Below are 16,519 nucleotides of genomic sequence, written 5' to 3'. Positions count from 1 at the left end.
TATTTACTAATTTCTGTAATCCGAACTTATCTTAAGTTCTGGTGGAGACTAGGAGAGTCGAACTCCTGACCTCCTGCGTGCAAAGCAGGCGCTCTACCAACTAAGCTAAGTCCCCAGCTTACATCATCAGTCATGTATCTTTTATCTATAACTTTAACCAGTCAAAGTCATGGTGGGTCTGACAAGACTTGAACTTGTGACCCCACGCTTATCAAGCGTGTGCTCTAACCAACTGAGCTACAGACCCTCAGATACATCTATGAAGAACAACTTGTTGTGGATTCTTACCAATCGTCAATCTTTCGTTAAGGAGGTGATCCAGCCGCAGGTTCCCCTACGGCTACCTTGTTACGACTTCACCCCAGTCATCGGCCACACCGTGGTAACCGCCCTCTTTGCAGTTAGGCTAGCTACTTCTGGTGCAACAAACTCCCATGGTGTGACGGGCGGTGTGTACAAGGCCCGGGAACGTATTCACCGCGGCATTCTGATCCGCGATTACTAGCGATTCCGACTTCATGGAGTCGAGTTGCAGACTCCAATCCGGACTACGATCGGCTTTTTGAGATTAGCATCACATCGCTGTGTAGCAACCCTTTGTACCGACCATTGTAGCACGTGTGTAGCCCTGGCCGTAAGGGCCATGATGACTTGACGTCGTCCCCGCCTTCCTCCAGTTTGTCACTGGCAGTATCCTTAAAGTTCCCGACATTACTCGCTGGCAAATAAGGAAAAGGGTTGCGCTCGTTGCGGGACTTAACCCAACATCTCACGACACGAGCTGACGACAGCCATGCAGCACCTGTATGTAAGTTCCCGAAGGCACCAATCCATCTCTGGAAAGTTCTTACTATGTCAAGGCCAGGTAAGGTTCTTCGCGTTGCATCGAATTAAACCACATGCTCCACCGCTTGTGCGGGCCCCCGTCAATTCATTTGAGTTTTAGTCTTGCGACCGTACTCCCCAGGCGGTCTACTTATCGCGTTAGCTGCGCCACTAAAGCCTCAAAGGCCCCAACGGCTAGTAGACATCGTTTACGGCATGGACTACCAGGGTATCTAATCCTGTTTGCTCCCCATGCTTTCGCACCTCAGCGTCAGTGTTAGGCCAGATGGCTGCCTTCGCCATCGGTATTCCTCCAGATCTCTACGCATTTCACCGCTACACCTGGAATTCTACCATCCTCTCCCACACTCTAGCTAACCAGTATCGAATGCAATTCCCAAGTTAAGCTCGGGGATTTCACATTTGACTTAATTAGCCGCCTACGCGCGCTTTACGCCCAGTAAATCCGATTAACGCTTGCACCCTCTGTATTACCGCGGCTGCTGGCACAGAGTTAGCCGGTGCTTATTCTGCGAGTAACGTCCACTATCTCTAGGTATTATCTAAAGTAGCCTCCTCCTCGCTTAAAGTGCTTTACAACCATAAGGCCTTCTTCACACACGCGGCATGGCTGGATCAGGCTTGCGCCCATTGTCCAATATTCCCCACTGCTGCCTCCCGTAGGAGTCTGGGCCGTGTCTCAGTCCCAGTGTGGCGGATCATCCTCTCAGACCCGCTACAGATCGTCGCCTTGGTAGGCCTTTACCCCACCAACTAGCTAATCCGACTTAGGCTCATCTATTAGCGCAAGGTCCGAAGATCCCCTGCTTTCTCCCGTAGGACGTATGCGGTATTAGCATCCCTTTCGAGATGTTGTCCCCCACTAATAGGCAGATTCCTAAGCATTACTCACCCGTCCGCCGCTAGGTCCAGTAGCAAGCTACCTTCCCCCGCTCGACTTGCATGTGTTAAGCCTGCCGCCAGCGTTCAATCTGAGCCATGATCAAACTCTTCAGTTAAAATCATTTTGCACCTTATTATAGACAAGGTGCCAATTCTGGCTCATCAATTACTGACTTAAATTTCGCTCAAATAAACTTCGAGTAATTTAAACCAATCAATCAATGAAAATTATTTCGATTAATCAATCAGTAAAAATCCACACAAGTTGTTCTTCAATTCTCTTAATGATCTTCTTCCTGGTTCGTCACCAGCAAGCTAGGTCGGCTATATTACTCTTAATCTCTTAAAAGTCAACAGGTAATTTCGATATTTTTAAAACTTGTCTTTTAAACCAACTTAACATCAAATTCATCACTTAAAGCAATCAACTTAATCTCAAGTAACTGTTTTTCAACAAGTTTCTATCTGCATCACCGCCGATGGATGTGCATTATAGACCATCCAAATCCCTTTGCAATACCTTTTTAACATCCAACGTATCAACAGATCATTTTTTAGGCTTTTTAGTCATTTTTCTATATTATTTGACCAATTTTACATTGATAATAGCTTATCGCTTCTGTATTAAAATATATCTCTATCCAACTGCATATTGAACAGAGCCTGGCTAGCGGTTAAGGAATTATATGAATTATTCTAATTTACTATTATCGAGCTTATTAACTGTGGGTCTTTATACCTCAGCACACGCTCAGGAAAATCTTACTGAAGAATCTGCCGCTAGTCCGGAAGATGCTACTTCGACAGAGGCTCAGCAGGGCCGCCCCCGCTCACAAATTATTAAAGACTTGAAAGCACTAAAAGCTAAAGATTTAAAAATTAATGCAAACGCTGCTCAACCGGATACAGTAAAAGATCCATTACAGTCATTAAACCGTCCGATTTATTCTTTTAATGACATGTTGGATCGCAATATTCTTCGTCCAGTTGCAGTTCAATATAATGAGAAAACTCCAGAAGATGTGCGTGGCTCTTATCGTCAGTTCCGTAAAAATCTTGGAGAGCCATGGAATGCTGTTAACCAGTTAATTCAAGGACGCCCTGGACGTGCAGCAAAAACACTCGGCCGATTTACTGTTAATACATTAACAACTTTAGGTTTAGCTGACCCTGCTAGTCGCTTAGGCCTTCCGCCTGAAGATGAAAGCTTTGGTGTAACTCTTGGTTATTATGGCGTTCCTTCTGGGCCATTTTTGATGTTGCCTTTCTTTGGACCGAGTACATTACGTGATGGGATTGGCTTAGCTGTAGATTCTCAGGCTCGTCCACAAAAGTACATCATGGATAACCAAGATGGTCTTTACTGGTCAACTAATGTCTTACAGGCCATTGATACACGTGCTCAATATCTAGATTTGGATCAAACCATACAAGGTGATCAATATGCGATGATTCGCGATTTGTATCTCCAACGTAAGGCTTTCCAGATTGCTGAGAAAAAAGGTAATTCAGCAGACGTATCTTTTATTGATGATGACGAATCTGAAGATGTACCAGATGATAGTCAAACTAAAACTAAAAAATAATTAAAGAAGAAATCAAGGTATTGTACTCTTCATATAAAAAGGCAATACCTTGATTTTGATCATACATCCTCTATGATGGATAAAGTGATCTTGTAAAAGGACTACCATATCTTCTATGTATTTTATTAAACCGACCCGCTCTATCCCTTTCTTAGAGCAAGCTCTGGAAGCATTACCAGACTTACAAGTCATTCACATAGATGATCTCGATTTATATGATCCAACAATTATCGCAATTGCAGATGTACAAGATTTCCTGACTCATAAATGGCGTTTACCTACCATTGTGATTGCTTTTGAGCATGAAGGTAGTGCTTTAGCTCAAGCATGGGAAGCAGGTGCTCTTGCGGGATGGGTATGGAACCAGTTACCTCAAGATTTAAACAAGGCATTAACAAGGATTGATGCTCAATATAAACGCAATCAAGATAGTCGCGATTTGCCTTCCGCCGCAGAATTGCAAAAACGTTTATTACCAAATCCTATTGATTTATTAAATTATGAAGTTGAAACTTTTTTTCAACCTTCCGCCTATCTATCAGGTGACTGGTATGATTATTGGAAATTAAATGATAAAGAGGTTTTATTCTATCTTGCCGATGTATCGGGACACGGTGTTACAAGCAGTTTATTAACTTCATGGATGGCTGCCTTTCATGGTCGTTCAAAAACACCGCGACAGTTGATTAAAAAATTAAATGGAATGTTAGTTCAAGAGAATATTGAAAAACATATTACGATTGTAGTTGGTATTTTAAATCTGGAAACACATAGCCTTCGTTGGTCTAGTGCAGGTCACTACCCTCCTCCAATTATTTTTGAACCTAATCAACCTCCAAAAATTTTAACAACTAGTAGCTTTCCTTTGGGTTTAACTGACGAACTAGAAGTTGAAGAACACGTTTGCACATTAAATCGTCATGCACGTTTTATAGTTTGTTCAGATGGAGCATTAGAACCATTTGATGGCGGATTGAATGATCAATTTCAACAATTGGTTCAACATTTGCAAAATCAATCATTCCAAGCCCCTGATCATGTTGCTGATGACATTGCCATCTTTAGTCTTTGTCGAATGAATTAATTTAAAAATCAAACAATTAAAAAATATACGACTTAAGGACTCTTGAGTCTGAGATGGCACTATGTGATAATTTTTCTATCCTTCTCTGAAAATGGCATTTATATGTCAACAGGTCATGTTGAATATGCAAGCTTAAATGGAACGCATATTTTCAAACTTATTGGTGAAGTGCGAGCCCATTCTTGTATAAGTCTAGACAAACTTTTAAACAGAATTGAACAGCAAGAGAATGTTGTTGGTGCAATCGTTGATTTAACCCAAACAACATTTATTGATAGTACTGTATTAGGTATCTTAGCTAAGCTAGGTTTAAAACTGAAACAGACTCATCATATTCAAGCTGTGATGCTATCTACCAATCCAGATATCACAACCTTAGCCAACAGCATGGGGCTAGGGCAGGTTTTTGTCATTCTGAATTATTGTGGCGATCCTAACGTTTGTACTTTAACGTTAACGGATGAACACATTACTCATAATGCGATGCTAAGAACTGTTCTGGATGCGCATAAGACATTGATGAAACTCAATGCAAATAATCAGAATATGTTTGAGCCACTTGTTAAGCAATTGCAGAAAGAACAAGATACGCTTGAACAAGTATCTGATAAGCAAAATGCCTAAATTTTATTGCTAATCGGGATTTGTATATGACTCTTGTTTCAGTTGTTCAAATGAATTCTCAAGATGACATTGAAAGCAACTTTCAAATAATTGAGTCATTGATTCAGCAAAGCAAGGCTCAAAATGCTAGCTTAATTGTTTTTCCCGAGAACTTTGTATGTTTCGCTGCTGGTAAACAGCGTGAAACAGCTGAGCAATTTGAATCGATCCAGCAAAGACTTGAGAAACTTGCGCATCAATATCAAATCTGGATTGTTGCAGGTACTCTGCCGTGCCCATTCCGTCCAGATGGATCTATCATTCAAGATGGCCGTGTGCGTACAGTAAGCTTATGTATCAGTCCTGAAGGTACAGAAGCACGATACGACAAAATACATTTATTTGATGTACAAGTTGGCGATGCTGTTGGTGGATATCAAGAATCCCGTTTCTTTGAGCCTGGAACAGACGTTGTAGTCACATCTACTCCTTTTGGCAATATCGGCCTAATGGTATGTTATGACTTGCGTTTTCCCGAGTTAGCTTTAACCCTCAGACAACAAGGCGCTCATCTATTGACTGCTCCAGCAGCATTTACCTATACAACAGGACAAATGCACTGGCAGCTGTTGTTGCAAGCACGTGCAATGGATAGCCAATGCTATGTTTTAGGAGCGGCACAACAAGGTTGGCATGGGGAAAAACGTCAAACCTGGGGACATGCAGGAGCAACTGATAGCCGTGGACAAATTTTAAGTATGATTGAATATGAAGGTAATAGTTTAATTACTGTACCTTTTGATTTAGCTGCTCAAGAACTTGTTCGCACTTCAATGCCTTTAATGACTCATCGTAAATTAATTCACTATTAAAAGCTTAATTATTCATGTGGAAATACTTATTTAGCATTTTTTGCTTAGGGGCAAATATTCACTGTTACGCAGCGGATTTCGGTGCAACAAATCATTTTGTTTCCCCAAATTTAGAGCTTAAACAAAATACTTTTCCACCTACTCCAAAAAATATTCCTCTTCCTGCTTTTGGGCAACGAATTATTGGCTGGGGAACTGGTGCTGAAGGTGCAAGACAACGTTTAGAAAACATTCAACCAGCTGATGTTTCTATGATAAAAAAACAAGGGACAACCTTGGAAATGATTACAGCTTGGCAGGATTTTTACGAACAAGAGCAACAACGCGATGAGAACAATCCAACTGCAAGATACCGTGCTCGTTTAATGAAAAAAATTGCTGACCTCTGGTAATTGTTTCAAATTCATATTTTAAAGTTATAGGGTAATCCTTTGATTACTCTTTTTTTTTGCGTTATCTGATTTTTATCAATAACTCAGAATTATGAGCATTTAAGAAATTAAACATAAAGCGATATACTAGAAAAGCACCCATTAGTTTTCTGAGGAATATATGGACCAAGACTGTCAAAACTTAAAGCTTGAGAATCAATTATGTTTCCTCATTTATTCAACAAATTTAGCTCTTAATCAACTTTATCGTAAACTTTTAACTCCATTAGGTATTACCTATCCTCAATATTTGGTGATGTTGGTTTTATGGGAAAAAGATGAGATTACTGTTTCAGAAATTGGCAGCAAGTTATTTTTAGAGTCCTCCACCTTAACACCAATTTTAAAAAAGCTAGAAGCACTGCAATTTGTTAATCGTACTCGCTCAAAAGAAGATGAACGACAAGTAATTATTACGTTAAGCGAAAACGGAAAAAAACTTAAAGAACGGGCAGTGAATATTCCAGCTCATATATTGGAAGCAAGTTCTTGTGATATGACCACGTTACTCGGCCTAAAAGATCAACTGACACAGCTTCGTACAAATATAGCTAAATAATCACCACTTTTTTTACAAAATTAACTTGTCAAAATATTTAAGTCGTGTACGATATATTTGTATTCAATTTAATTTAGGAATAAAAAGATGTCTTTAGAAAAAGTTGTGTATCGTGCAAAAGCTAAAGCAACTGGTGGCCGTGATGGTCGTGCAACTTCATCAGACGGTGTATTAGACGTACAACTTGGTGTGCCTAAAGAAATGGGTGGCGCTGGTGGTGCTGTAACCAACCCAGAACAATTATTTGCAGCTGGTTATTCAGCGTGTTTTTTAGGCGCTTTAAAATTTGTTGCTAACCGCGATAAATTCAACATTAGCAAAGATGCTTATGTTGAAGGTGAAGTTGGTATTGGTCCAATTCCTACAGGTTTTAGTATTGAAGTTACTTTAAATGTTTATTTAATTGGTATGGACCGCGAAGAAGCTGAAAAATTAGTTGCAGCAGCTCATATTGTTTGTCCATATTCAAATGCGACTCGTAACAATATTGATGTGACGTTTAATATTGTGACTGAATAAGTTTTAATATAAAAAATGCCCGAATCATATCGGGCATTTTTTATATCTTACAAATTATGCTTCACTTGCTTCATTGGTTACACGAAGCACTTCTTCAAGTGTAGTTTTACCTGAGAGCACCTTACGTAAACCATCATCGCGAATAGAACCAGCATACTGACGAGCATGGTTTTCTAATTCAAATTCAGCTGCATTACCATGAATGAGACGGCGCATAGGTTCATCAATAGGTACAATTTCATAAATCGCTGTACGGCCATTAAACCCTAAATGAGAACACTGATCACACCCTTGAGCCTCTGGTAACTTTAAACTTGGTTCATGGGAAATATGCTGAAAAACTTGCTTCTCAAAAGTATCGGCTTCACGCCATGTCATACAATGTGGACATAAAGTACGAACCAAACGCTGTGCAACTACCCCAATTAAAGAACTTGATAATAAGAAGGGTTCAATCCCCATATCTTTAAGTCGAGTCACTGCACCAATAGCAGTATTGGTATGTAGTGTCGACAAAACCAAATGACCTGTTAATGATGCTTGTACTGCAATTTCAGCAGTTTCTAGATCACGAATCTCACCAACCATTACAACATCTGGATCTTGACGTAACATTGCCTTTAAAGCACGAGCGAATGTCATATCCACTTTGGTATTAACTTGTGTTTGCCCTATGCCTTCAAGTTGATATTCGATTGGGTCTTCGGCAGTTAAGATATTGCGCGTATTATCATTTAAATCAGATAAAGCTGCATATAAGGTAGTGGTTTTTCCCGAACCCGTAGGACCTGTAACTAAAATAATTCCGTGTGGACGATGCACCAATTGAGTTAAACGCTCATAGTCATTTGCCATTAAACCCAAGTGAGTCATATTAAGGCGACCCGCTTGTTTATCAAGCAAACGCATAACAACTCGCTCGCCATGAGACGAAGGCAAAGTAGATACACGCACATCCACTTCACGTCCAGCAAGACGTAAAGAAATACGACCATCTTGCGGCACACGCTTTTCGGCAATATCTAGTTTCGCCATAACTTTAATACGTGAAACAAGTAACGGTGCCAACTCACGGCGCGGCTGTACAATTTCACGTAATTGACCATCTACCCGCAAACGAACTGATAATTTTTTTTCAAAAGCTTCAATATGGATATCAGAAGCACCAACACGAATCGCCTCTGAAAGTAGTGCATTAATTAGACGAACAATAGGCGCATCATCTTCTTGGTCCATTAAGTCTTCTGTTTCAGGAACCTGATCAGCCAAACTCAATAAATCTGGATGATCTTCTAGACCTGCTGCAACTTGTTGCGACTCCCCTGTGTCACCAGCGTAACTCGTACTTAATAAGCTATTAAACTCTTGTTCAGTACATAGCTGATAATGTGCAGGCTTCCCCAAAATTCGTCTTGCTTCCTGCAATGCAATTTTTTCTGTATTTTGACGTCTAACAATAAAAACTTGATCACCGTCATAACGAAATAAAACACCATGACGCTTGGCAAAACTATATGGAACTTGTATTTGTTTCAATATTTGCATCACAATTTATAATGATGAGTAAGATGATTTTGAGTGTACTCTAAGCAGATTACAGCGTGAAGTCTGTTTAACAACTCGGTAGAGGAATTTTACGTCTTGTTTGAAAATAATGAATATCAGCCTCGCCCCCAGAATTCTTTAAAATGGTGGGGTGAACAGCACTTTGAAATTAACCAGTCGAAAGCATGGCAATTCGGTTCAATGCTCTTTCGTTTAACGCGGGGCATAAAAGAATGGCGTATCGAATATTATCGTCCCACTCTCCAAGATGATAATGAACAAGATTGGCACATTATCTCGGATGCAAATTTTGGTTTCCCCCATACTGTTCAAGTCGAACGTTACATGTTTAGAAAAACTAATCCGAAGTTTCTACTCATGCCACGTTTAGCAGACCGATCTGTTGTGATTAAACCTGTTGATCCAATTTATATTCCAGCAGGTCAGCGAGGGACTCTTTATATTAGTACTCCTTTATGGATTGCAGGTTTAGTTGAAAGTCAGCATGAACCTTTATTTGAGATTCCTGTAATTCAGCCTAAAGATACATGGTTTGGACCCAATGCACAGCAAGGTGAAATTTGCTATGCCACCTCTGTTGATGGACGTACCGATTTAAATCTATTAACACCACGTGCTTTTAGAGCAGTTACGCCGATTGATTTTCACAATACCAGTAATCATCAATTACGCTTTGATCGTATGAATGTTCCGGTTACCGCCCTACCGCTATTTTATAGTGAAAGTACGGGACGCTTATGGACCTCACAGATTAAAGTTTATTATGAGGGGTCTGACCGTCCAGCTCGTATACGAATTGAAAACCGTACACCGCCTCTTGCAGGTGAAGTGACTTACGTACATCCCCCACGTTCACCTGGCGGTGCACTATTTAATATGTTTGATTCATTTTTTTAAGGGGGTTCTATGGCTGATTCAAATATTCCTAGAGATATCGCTGATAGCCTCAAAAGTATATTCACCAATATTAATACCGAACGTATCAGTGAAATTTTAGTCGGTGTTGTGCTTTGTTTTATTGGTTTTGTCCTTGCCCGTATTATTTCAAATACATTTATTAGAACCGTTGGCTCACGTTTTAATGCTCATCAGCGTCTGGTATGGCGCCGCGGTATTTTCTATTTTATTTTCTTACTCTTCATTATGACGAGTTTAAAAGAAGCCGGGTTCAAACTTAGTGTATTCCTAGGGGCAGCGGGGATCTTAACAGTAGCACTCGGTTTCGCATCACAAACATCTGCCAGTAACTTGATTAGTGGTTTATTTTTGATTGGTGAAGGTTCATTTGAGGTCGGTGATACGATTCAAATTACACTTATTCGCGGGAATACGATCGAAGGCGAAGTTATCTCAATTGATTTGCTTTCGGTAAAATTACTTACACTCGACAACGTCTATATTCGTTTACCAAACGAACAACTTATTCGTGCCCCTGTACACAACTTATCTAAATACCCGATACGCCGTATTCCAATTACACTCGCCATTAATTTTCATGAAGACATTATTAAAGTCCGTGAGGTTCTACTTAACGTCGCAGCAAATTACCCACTCGTGTTAGATGACCCAAAACCTGCGGTTACAGTGACTGCATTTAGGGAATCATCGATTGAGCTTTTATTTGCAATGTGGTGCCGTCAAGAAAATTCTTTAAAAGTTCGAGATGAAATGCAAGAACGTATCCGAAATGGCTTTTTAGATAATCAAATTGAAATTCCTGTTCCTAAAATGGGATTAATTGATCGACCATCTACTATTTTTGCTGAAGACGATATCGATCAATACAGTAATCAAAAAGAGTTAAAAAGAGAGCCTAAAGCTTAGGCTCTTGATTCTTCTTTACAGAGGATGATGGTGGTAATGGTGCAAGATAAGCAATAATCAGCATTACCCCACCTGCTCCAATAAATGAAATAACTCGAGTTAACGTTGCACTTTGCGATAGATCAAGCAAAATCAGCTTTAATACAACAATCCCTAAAAGTGCAGCGCCTACAAACCAGAGTTGACGAATCATTTTTCGACTAGAGTATGTGGTCAATACAAATGCCAAAATAACCCAAAGTAGTGTCAGGCTTAATTGGACTATTCCATTTGTCCAAATTGCCACGCTCCATAGCGGTGTTGCCCAGTAATGGTGCAAGCCCCGAACGACTACACTACTAAATACCAGTAAGCCCACTAAAATTGTTGTAATTTTAAAAGTCCACTCCAGTGACTTATCTTGATCAAAATCATGTTGATAAATAATAAAAAGTAAACCTGCAAATATCACAATTGAAAGAAAGTCCGTTAAGTTAATTAAAGGAATAAAATAAAGGTACTCAGCAGAATGACCATCAAGACTCACCACAAGCAACCACAGTAAGCTTAAACACCACACCGGAATTTGATGCAACAGTGTCGTTTTATGAGCTTTATATGTCCAAAGTGAATAAACCACAGGAACAAAAGCCAAAGCCACAATTGGCATTTTTGGAAAAATAGCCACGCCAACTATTGCTAACGCTAACCAGCTTAAACCAGCCCAGACTTTTAAGTATCCAGACTCACCCGTCTGTGGTTGAGCCATAATAAATAAGCCGCTAAGAATAATTGTAGCGACTAGGAAAGTAGTTTGCTGTAATGAGTCTACCCATTTAAACAAAGTAAATACTTGACTCGCAAAGGCCTCACCCAAAACTAACAACAGTAACAGGCTAATTAAAATTAACTGCAAACTCTGCCATCGCACACGTAATTTATAGTATACGACTGCGCTAAATATTGCGATTAGGGCTACGGCGAAGATCAAATACGGACTTAAACCATGATGATGCCATGCCATTATTTCTATACCAGCTACGGCGCCCGCATACATACCTAAGCATAAGAAAATACCGCTAAACATACTTGCGCTAAAATAGCGTTGCTCTTTACTGTTGTATTGCAATAAATAAAAAGCAGAAATGAATTGAGCAATTGCATAAATGCTAGTGCTTAGCGTTGGAAACTCTTCATTCGCCCAAACCTGATAAAACAGTGCAAGTGAACTGAGTAAAACTAAAACTACGCCAATATATCGGCTTAAACGATAGCGCTCAGTTACTCCCCAAACGATTAAAGCCGTACCTTGTGCAACCCAGCCAATAGCAGTCCAGTGCGCCCCTTTTGCGAGTGGAAAAATTAAGGCAAAAAAAGCAACCGCGAGTATAAAAAAACTTTTTGCAAGAACTGAAAGTTGGGGATGGGATTTTTTAATCCAATAAGTTAATACCGCATAAGTACACGCTAATACAGCAGCACCAATCGTCAAAGCTTGGGTCGACTCATGAACTAAATAGGCATGAAGCGTAAAGCCTAATACAGGAACACTAAAAATAAGGCCAACATCTAAGAGTGGAGGTACACGAATCCCCTCTTGTTTTTCATGTGCTGAAACCCGAGATATATTTTGGCTATAACGAACACTTAACCAAATAAACAAAGCAATATGACACCATAAAATCCAGTCTAATGTGCCAAATTTTGCTGGCTCGGCATAAAATGCGATTGCACTACCACCAATAAACATTGTGGCAAAGAAAGCAATTTGATTTAAAACTTTCCATGGCTGAATAAAGTTAACGGCAGCGACCGCAAGATTAATGACAAAATAGTAACTAAATAGAAAAATCACATCAGGACGATATTGCGGAATCACTAAAGGAGCCGCATAAGCCATACCGAGTGCCAGTATTGCTAAATAAATGGCTTGTTGTTTTAAGCTCAGGAATACCGTAATTGATAATAAAATAGCAAATAAAATACTCGCTGTAGTTAGACTTGCGATTACACCGAAATGATGCGAGAACACAAGCGTTAGAAAGACAATCGCTAACCCGACACCTTGCAACGCCACAGCAAATAACTGGTTTTTCTTTTGCAAGGTATATCCAAATGCTGTTAATACACCTCCTGCAATGGCAATAAAACCAAGTTTCACACCTAAGCTCAACTGCCAATGCTCACTGGCAAAACGCAGTAAAAGCACCACCCCAACCATAAGCACAGCAACAGCAACCCTTAAAATTGGATTACCATGAATCATCCAATCGACTGCTGGTTGCCACCATGCAGTGGTCTGTGTACGAACTATTTGTTCTTCTTGATTTAATGCTATTGTTTCAGGTAAAGCTGGCTCGGTAATATTGTTTGGATCAACTTGCTCTAATACAGGTGTGATCGCTTCTGTATGTATAGATTCATTTACATTTACTGTTTGCTTGGCTGTCTCGAGGAACAATAGACGAGTATGAAATGTACTAATAGTTTGAATCAAACATAACAATAAAACCAGTAATGCCCCACCAGCAATCCACATCCAATGATTGATATAAGCAACTAATGCAACTAAAGCAGCCGCATAAATGGCTGTGCGTTGTATGTGAATAGAATAAAGTGGGGTTCTCTGCCGAGAAAACTGTTGTTCTAAATGAGTTAAACGTTGATGTAGATTTGATAACGACTGAACTAGTATGACAGTTAGAGCAATAGATAAAGCAACAACGGCACTCTGAAATTTAAAACCAATTGAAATGGCTAAAAACAAAGTCAAAGCGATCAAAACAACAATCATTCCCTGTTTGTCTTTTTTATACATGGGCTTAGCAATATGACACCTTCATTACTTATCATCTTACTTCAAGCCAATACAAGCGTATATTTATACATACAAAATACTGCAAAAATCATAAACCTGCATTCATAGCCGTTTTCACGTAAAATACCCCTAATTCAAATTAAGGAATTGTTCAATGCCACCATTTGTCTTGGTTGATGGGTCCTATTTTTTATTTCGTGCATATCATGCATTACCACCATTGACGACCTCTACTGGGTTACATACCAATGCAATACGTGGGGCAATTTCTGCCATTCAAAAATTAATGCGCCGTATGCAACCAACACATATGGCCGTAATTTTCGATACGCCTGAGCCAACTTTCCGTCATAAGCTTTCACCTATTTATAAAGGTGATCGTCCAACCATGCCGGAAGAGTTATCTCAACAGATTCCATATTTACACGCTCTAATTAAAGCGCAAGGAATTCCTTTATATAGCCTTCCGGGTGCTGAAGCTGATGACATTATCGGCACACTTGCTAAACGTGCCGTACTCGAGGGCCATCATGTACTGATCTCAACTGGAGATAAAGACATGGCTCAGCTCGTCAATGACCATGTCAAACTTGAAGATAGCTTTAAAGATCGTGTAATGGACACCGAAGGTGTATTTGAAAAATTTGGTGTTTGGCCAAATCAGATTATCGATTACTTAACCCTTATGGGCGATGCGTCTGACGGTATTATGGGCGTGCCTGGCGTGGGAGCAAAAACAGCAGCCAAGTTACTGACCGAATATGGCACTTTAGATAATATCATTGCTAATGTAGACCAGCTTAAAGGCAAACTGAGCCAAAATATTAAAGACAATTTAGATAACATTAAGCTTGATCATCAGTTGGCAAGTATTGTTTGCGACCTTCCTTTAGAACTCGACTGGCATGAGTTAAAGCTTACTGATCCAAACGTAGAGGCTTTGCGTAATCTATACACTGAGCTCGAGTTTAGAAACCAATTACAGTCGCTTGATCATCCAAACAATCCAAATAGTTCAAGCTACAAACAGCAAGCTTCACAGACCGTGGTTCAAAATGAAGTTAAACCTGCTGAAACGATAGAAACAGAAGATCAAGCTAGCTTAACTAGTCAAGATGATCAGCTTGGGACTGCAAATTATCATACTGTTTTAACTCAAGAAGCTTGGGATCAACTCTGGCAACGCATGCAAAATGCCGATCATTTTGCTATTGATACAGAGACCACAAGTCTTGATTACCGTATTGCCGAAATGGTTGGTTTTTCAATCGCCTTTGATGCAAAAGATGCCTATTATGTGCCTTTAGCGCATAACTATGAAAATGCGCCACAGCAGCTGGATCGTGAACAAATTCTGGCTCAAATTAAGCCAGTATTAGAAAATGAAGCGGTTAAAAAAATCGGTCATCACCTTAAATATGATGCGCACATTTTTGCTAATCACGGTATAGAACTTAAAGGCTGGTATTTCGATAGCATGCTGGCATCTTATGTATTAAATGCAGCAGCAACTCGTCACGGTATGGATGATGTAGCTCGTGTCTATTTAAGTCACTTAACCACAACTTTTGAACAAATTGCTGGTAAAGGTGCTAAACAGAAGACTTTTAATCAAATTGAGATTGAAGTTGCAGCTCATTATGCAGCCGAAGATGCACATGTGACTTATCGTTTATATGAAGTCCTTTCAAATAAACTTAAAGCACATCCTGAGCTAGAAAATATTTTATATAATATCGAAATGCCGGTTGCCCGAATTTTGTCAGGCATGGAAGAAGATGGTATTCGTTTAGATCATGCATTCTTAGATAAATTAAGTGTTGAATTTGCAAAAACCATGGAAGGCCTTGAAAATCAGGCTATGGAAATTGCAGATGAAACTTTTAACATTGCTTCACCTAAACAAGTAGGCGAAATCCTATTTGATAAATTAGGTATTAAAGGTGGTAAAAAAACTGCAACTGGACAATACAGTACCAGTGAAAGTGTTTTAGAAAAAATCGAACACCCATTAGCGGAAATTATTCTAGAACATCGTGGGTTAGCAAAGCTAAAAAGTACCTATACTGACCGTCTAGTTGAACAATCTCATAACGATACCCATCGCGTACATACAAGTTATCACCAAGCTCTCACAGCGACAGGTCGTCTATCTTCTTCGGATCCTAACTTACAAAATATTCCAATTCGTAGACAAATTGGCCGTCAAATTCGTAAAGCATTCATTGCACCAGAAGGACGAGTTTTACTAGCAGCCGATTACTCACAAATTGAACTTCGTTTAATGGCTCATTTTTCTCAAGATGATGCTTTAGTACATGCGTTCCAGCACGGACAAGACGTTCACCGCCGTACTGCTGCAGAAGTATTGGGTATTGCGATCGAAGATGTAACAAACGATCAGCGTCGCCAAGCCAAAGCTGTAAATTTTGGTTTACTTTACGGTATGTCCGAGTTTGGCTTAATTCGTCAGTTAGGCTTCACACGTCAAGAGTCGCAAAACTATATTAAGCAATACTTCCAACGCTATCCGGGTATTTATGAATACATGCAACGTACCCGCCAAGTAGCATCGGAGCAAGGCTTTGTTGAAACTATTTTAGGACGTCGTCTTTATACACCAGATATTGATGCTCGAAATGTGATGGTACGTAAGGCTGCTGAACGTGCTGCGATCAATGCGCCTTTACAAGGTAGTGCAGCTGATATTATTAAACTTGCAATGATTGCAGTTGATAAAATCTTGCCAAAAGATCAAGCAAAACTACTACTTCAGGTACACGATGAATTAGTGTTTGAAGCCGATCAAAACATTGCCGAAGAACTTTCTAAGCAAATCGCAAGTGTTATGGAATCCGTTGTCGAAATTTCTGTGCCTTTAGTAGTTGAAGTTGGGCAAGGGCAAAACTGGGATGATGCACACTAAGTCATCAATAAACCAATAAAAAAG

General features: G+C 39.8%; 12 protein-coding genes, 2 tRNA genes and 1 rRNA gene. 10 read left to right on the top strand and 5 right to left on the bottom strand.

The features are described from left to right. Window positions 1-39 precede the first annotated feature (39 nt). The 3 genes from ABLC00_RS03420 to ABLC00_RS03410 form a co-directional block, all read right to left on the bottom strand. A tRNA-Ala gene (locus ABLC00_RS03420) sits at window positions 40-115 on the bottom strand. Window positions 116-170: 55 nt separating this feature from the next. After that, window positions 171-247: transfer RNA gene (locus ABLC00_RS03415), tRNA-Ile, on the bottom strand. Between the two features lie 59 nt (window positions 248-306). Then, window positions 307-1,844, bottom strand: a 16S ribosomal RNA gene (locus ABLC00_RS03410). A gap of 570 nt (window positions 1,845-2,414) precedes the next feature. On the opposite strand from ABLC00_RS03410, the gene ABLC00_RS03405 reads away from it, so the two are divergent. The 7 genes from ABLC00_RS03405 (at window position 2,415) to ABLC00_RS03375 (ending at window position 7,382) form a co-directional block, all read left to right on the top strand. Further along, the gene (locus ABLC00_RS03405; RefSeq protein WP_004883104.1) at window positions 2,415-3,314 is read left to right on the top strand and encodes a VacJ family lipoprotein; all 900 of its coding nucleotides are present in this window, start codon (window positions 2,415-2,417) and stop codon (window positions 3,312-3,314) included. A 115-nt stretch (window positions 3,315-3,429) separates the two neighbouring features. After that, window positions 3,430-4,398: an RsbU family protein phosphatase GigA gene (gene gigA, locus ABLC00_RS03400; RefSeq protein ID WP_002054548.1), complete on the top strand. Its 969-nt coding sequence runs from the start codon at window positions 3,430-3,432 to the stop codon at window positions 4,396-4,398. Window positions 4,399-4,500: 102 nt separating this feature from the next. Then, entirely contained in the window at window positions 4,501-5,022 is a 522-nt protein-coding gene (gene gigB / locus ABLC00_RS03395; protein WP_000103065.1) for an anti-anti-sigma factor GigB, read from the top strand. Between the two features lie 26 nt (window positions 5,023-5,048). After that, window positions 5,049-5,873, top strand: coding sequence for a carbon-nitrogen hydrolase family protein (locus ABLC00_RS03390; protein WP_033846503.1), 825 nt, complete (start codon window positions 5,049-5,051; stop codon window positions 5,871-5,873). A gap of 14 nt (window positions 5,874-5,887) precedes the next feature. Further along, window positions 5,888-6,265: a DUF4951 domain-containing protein gene (locus ABLC00_RS03385; protein ID WP_032048518.1), complete on the top strand. Its 378-nt coding sequence runs from the start codon at window positions 5,888-5,890 to the stop codon at window positions 6,263-6,265. A gap of 160 nt (window positions 6,266-6,425) precedes the next feature. Next, the gene (locus ABLC00_RS03380) at window positions 6,426-6,863 is read left to right on the top strand and encodes a MarR family winged helix-turn-helix transcriptional regulator (protein WP_004710519.1); all 438 of its coding nucleotides are present in this window, start codon (window positions 6,426-6,428) and stop codon (window positions 6,861-6,863) included. A gap of 87 nt (window positions 6,864-6,950) precedes the next feature. Continuing rightward, window positions 6,951-7,382 carry an organic hydroperoxide resistance protein gene (locus tag ABLC00_RS03375; protein ID WP_000051124.1) on the top strand — a complete coding sequence of 144 codons (432 nt, stop codon included), beginning with the start codon at window positions 6,951-6,953 and terminating at the stop codon, window positions 7,380-7,382. A 54-nt stretch (window positions 7,383-7,436) separates the two neighbouring features. Here ABLC00_RS03375 and gspE read toward each other — a convergent pair whose 3' ends face one another. After that, window positions 7,437-8,927 carry a type II secretion system ATPase GspE gene (gene gspE / locus ABLC00_RS03370; RefSeq protein WP_033846502.1) on the bottom strand — a complete coding sequence of 497 codons (1,491 nt, stop codon included), beginning with the start codon at window positions 8,925-8,927 and terminating at the stop codon, window positions 7,437-7,439. Between the two features lie 96 nt (window positions 8,928-9,023). Between gspE and ABLC00_RS03365 the strand changes: the two genes are divergently transcribed. After that, window positions 9,024-9,845, top strand: coding sequence for a hypothetical protein (locus ABLC00_RS03365; protein WP_002054549.1), 822 nt, complete (start codon window positions 9,024-9,026; stop codon window positions 9,843-9,845). 9 nt (window positions 9,846-9,854) lie between these two features. Next, a complete protein-coding gene (locus ABLC00_RS03360) occupies window positions 9,855-10,772 on the top strand; it encodes a mechanosensitive ion channel family protein (protein ID WP_004883114.1) in 918 nt (305 codons plus the stop codon). Here the strand turns inward: ABLC00_RS03360 and ABLC00_RS03355 are convergent. Then, window positions 10,762-13,569, bottom strand: a complete 2,808-nt coding sequence (locus tag ABLC00_RS03355; protein WP_033846501.1) for a DUF2339 domain-containing protein — start codon at window positions 13,567-13,569, stop codon at window positions 10,762-10,764. The genes ABLC00_RS03360 and ABLC00_RS03355 overlap by 11 nt on opposite strands. A gap of 154 nt (window positions 13,570-13,723) precedes the next feature. Between ABLC00_RS03355 and polA the strand changes: the two genes are divergently transcribed. Continuing rightward, window positions 13,724-16,495, top strand: coding sequence for a DNA polymerase I (polA, locus tag ABLC00_RS03350; protein WP_033854133.1), 2,772 nt, complete (start codon window positions 13,724-13,726; stop codon window positions 16,493-16,495). Window positions 16,496-16,519: the final 24 nt, after the last annotated feature.

The sequence above is a fragment of the Acinetobacter nosocomialis genome (genome assembly GCF_041021905.1).
Taxonomy (GTDB): Bacteria; Pseudomonadota; Gammaproteobacteria; order Pseudomonadales; family Moraxellaceae; genus Acinetobacter; species Acinetobacter nosocomialis.
This window is presented reverse-complemented; position numbering and strand designations above follow the sequence as displayed.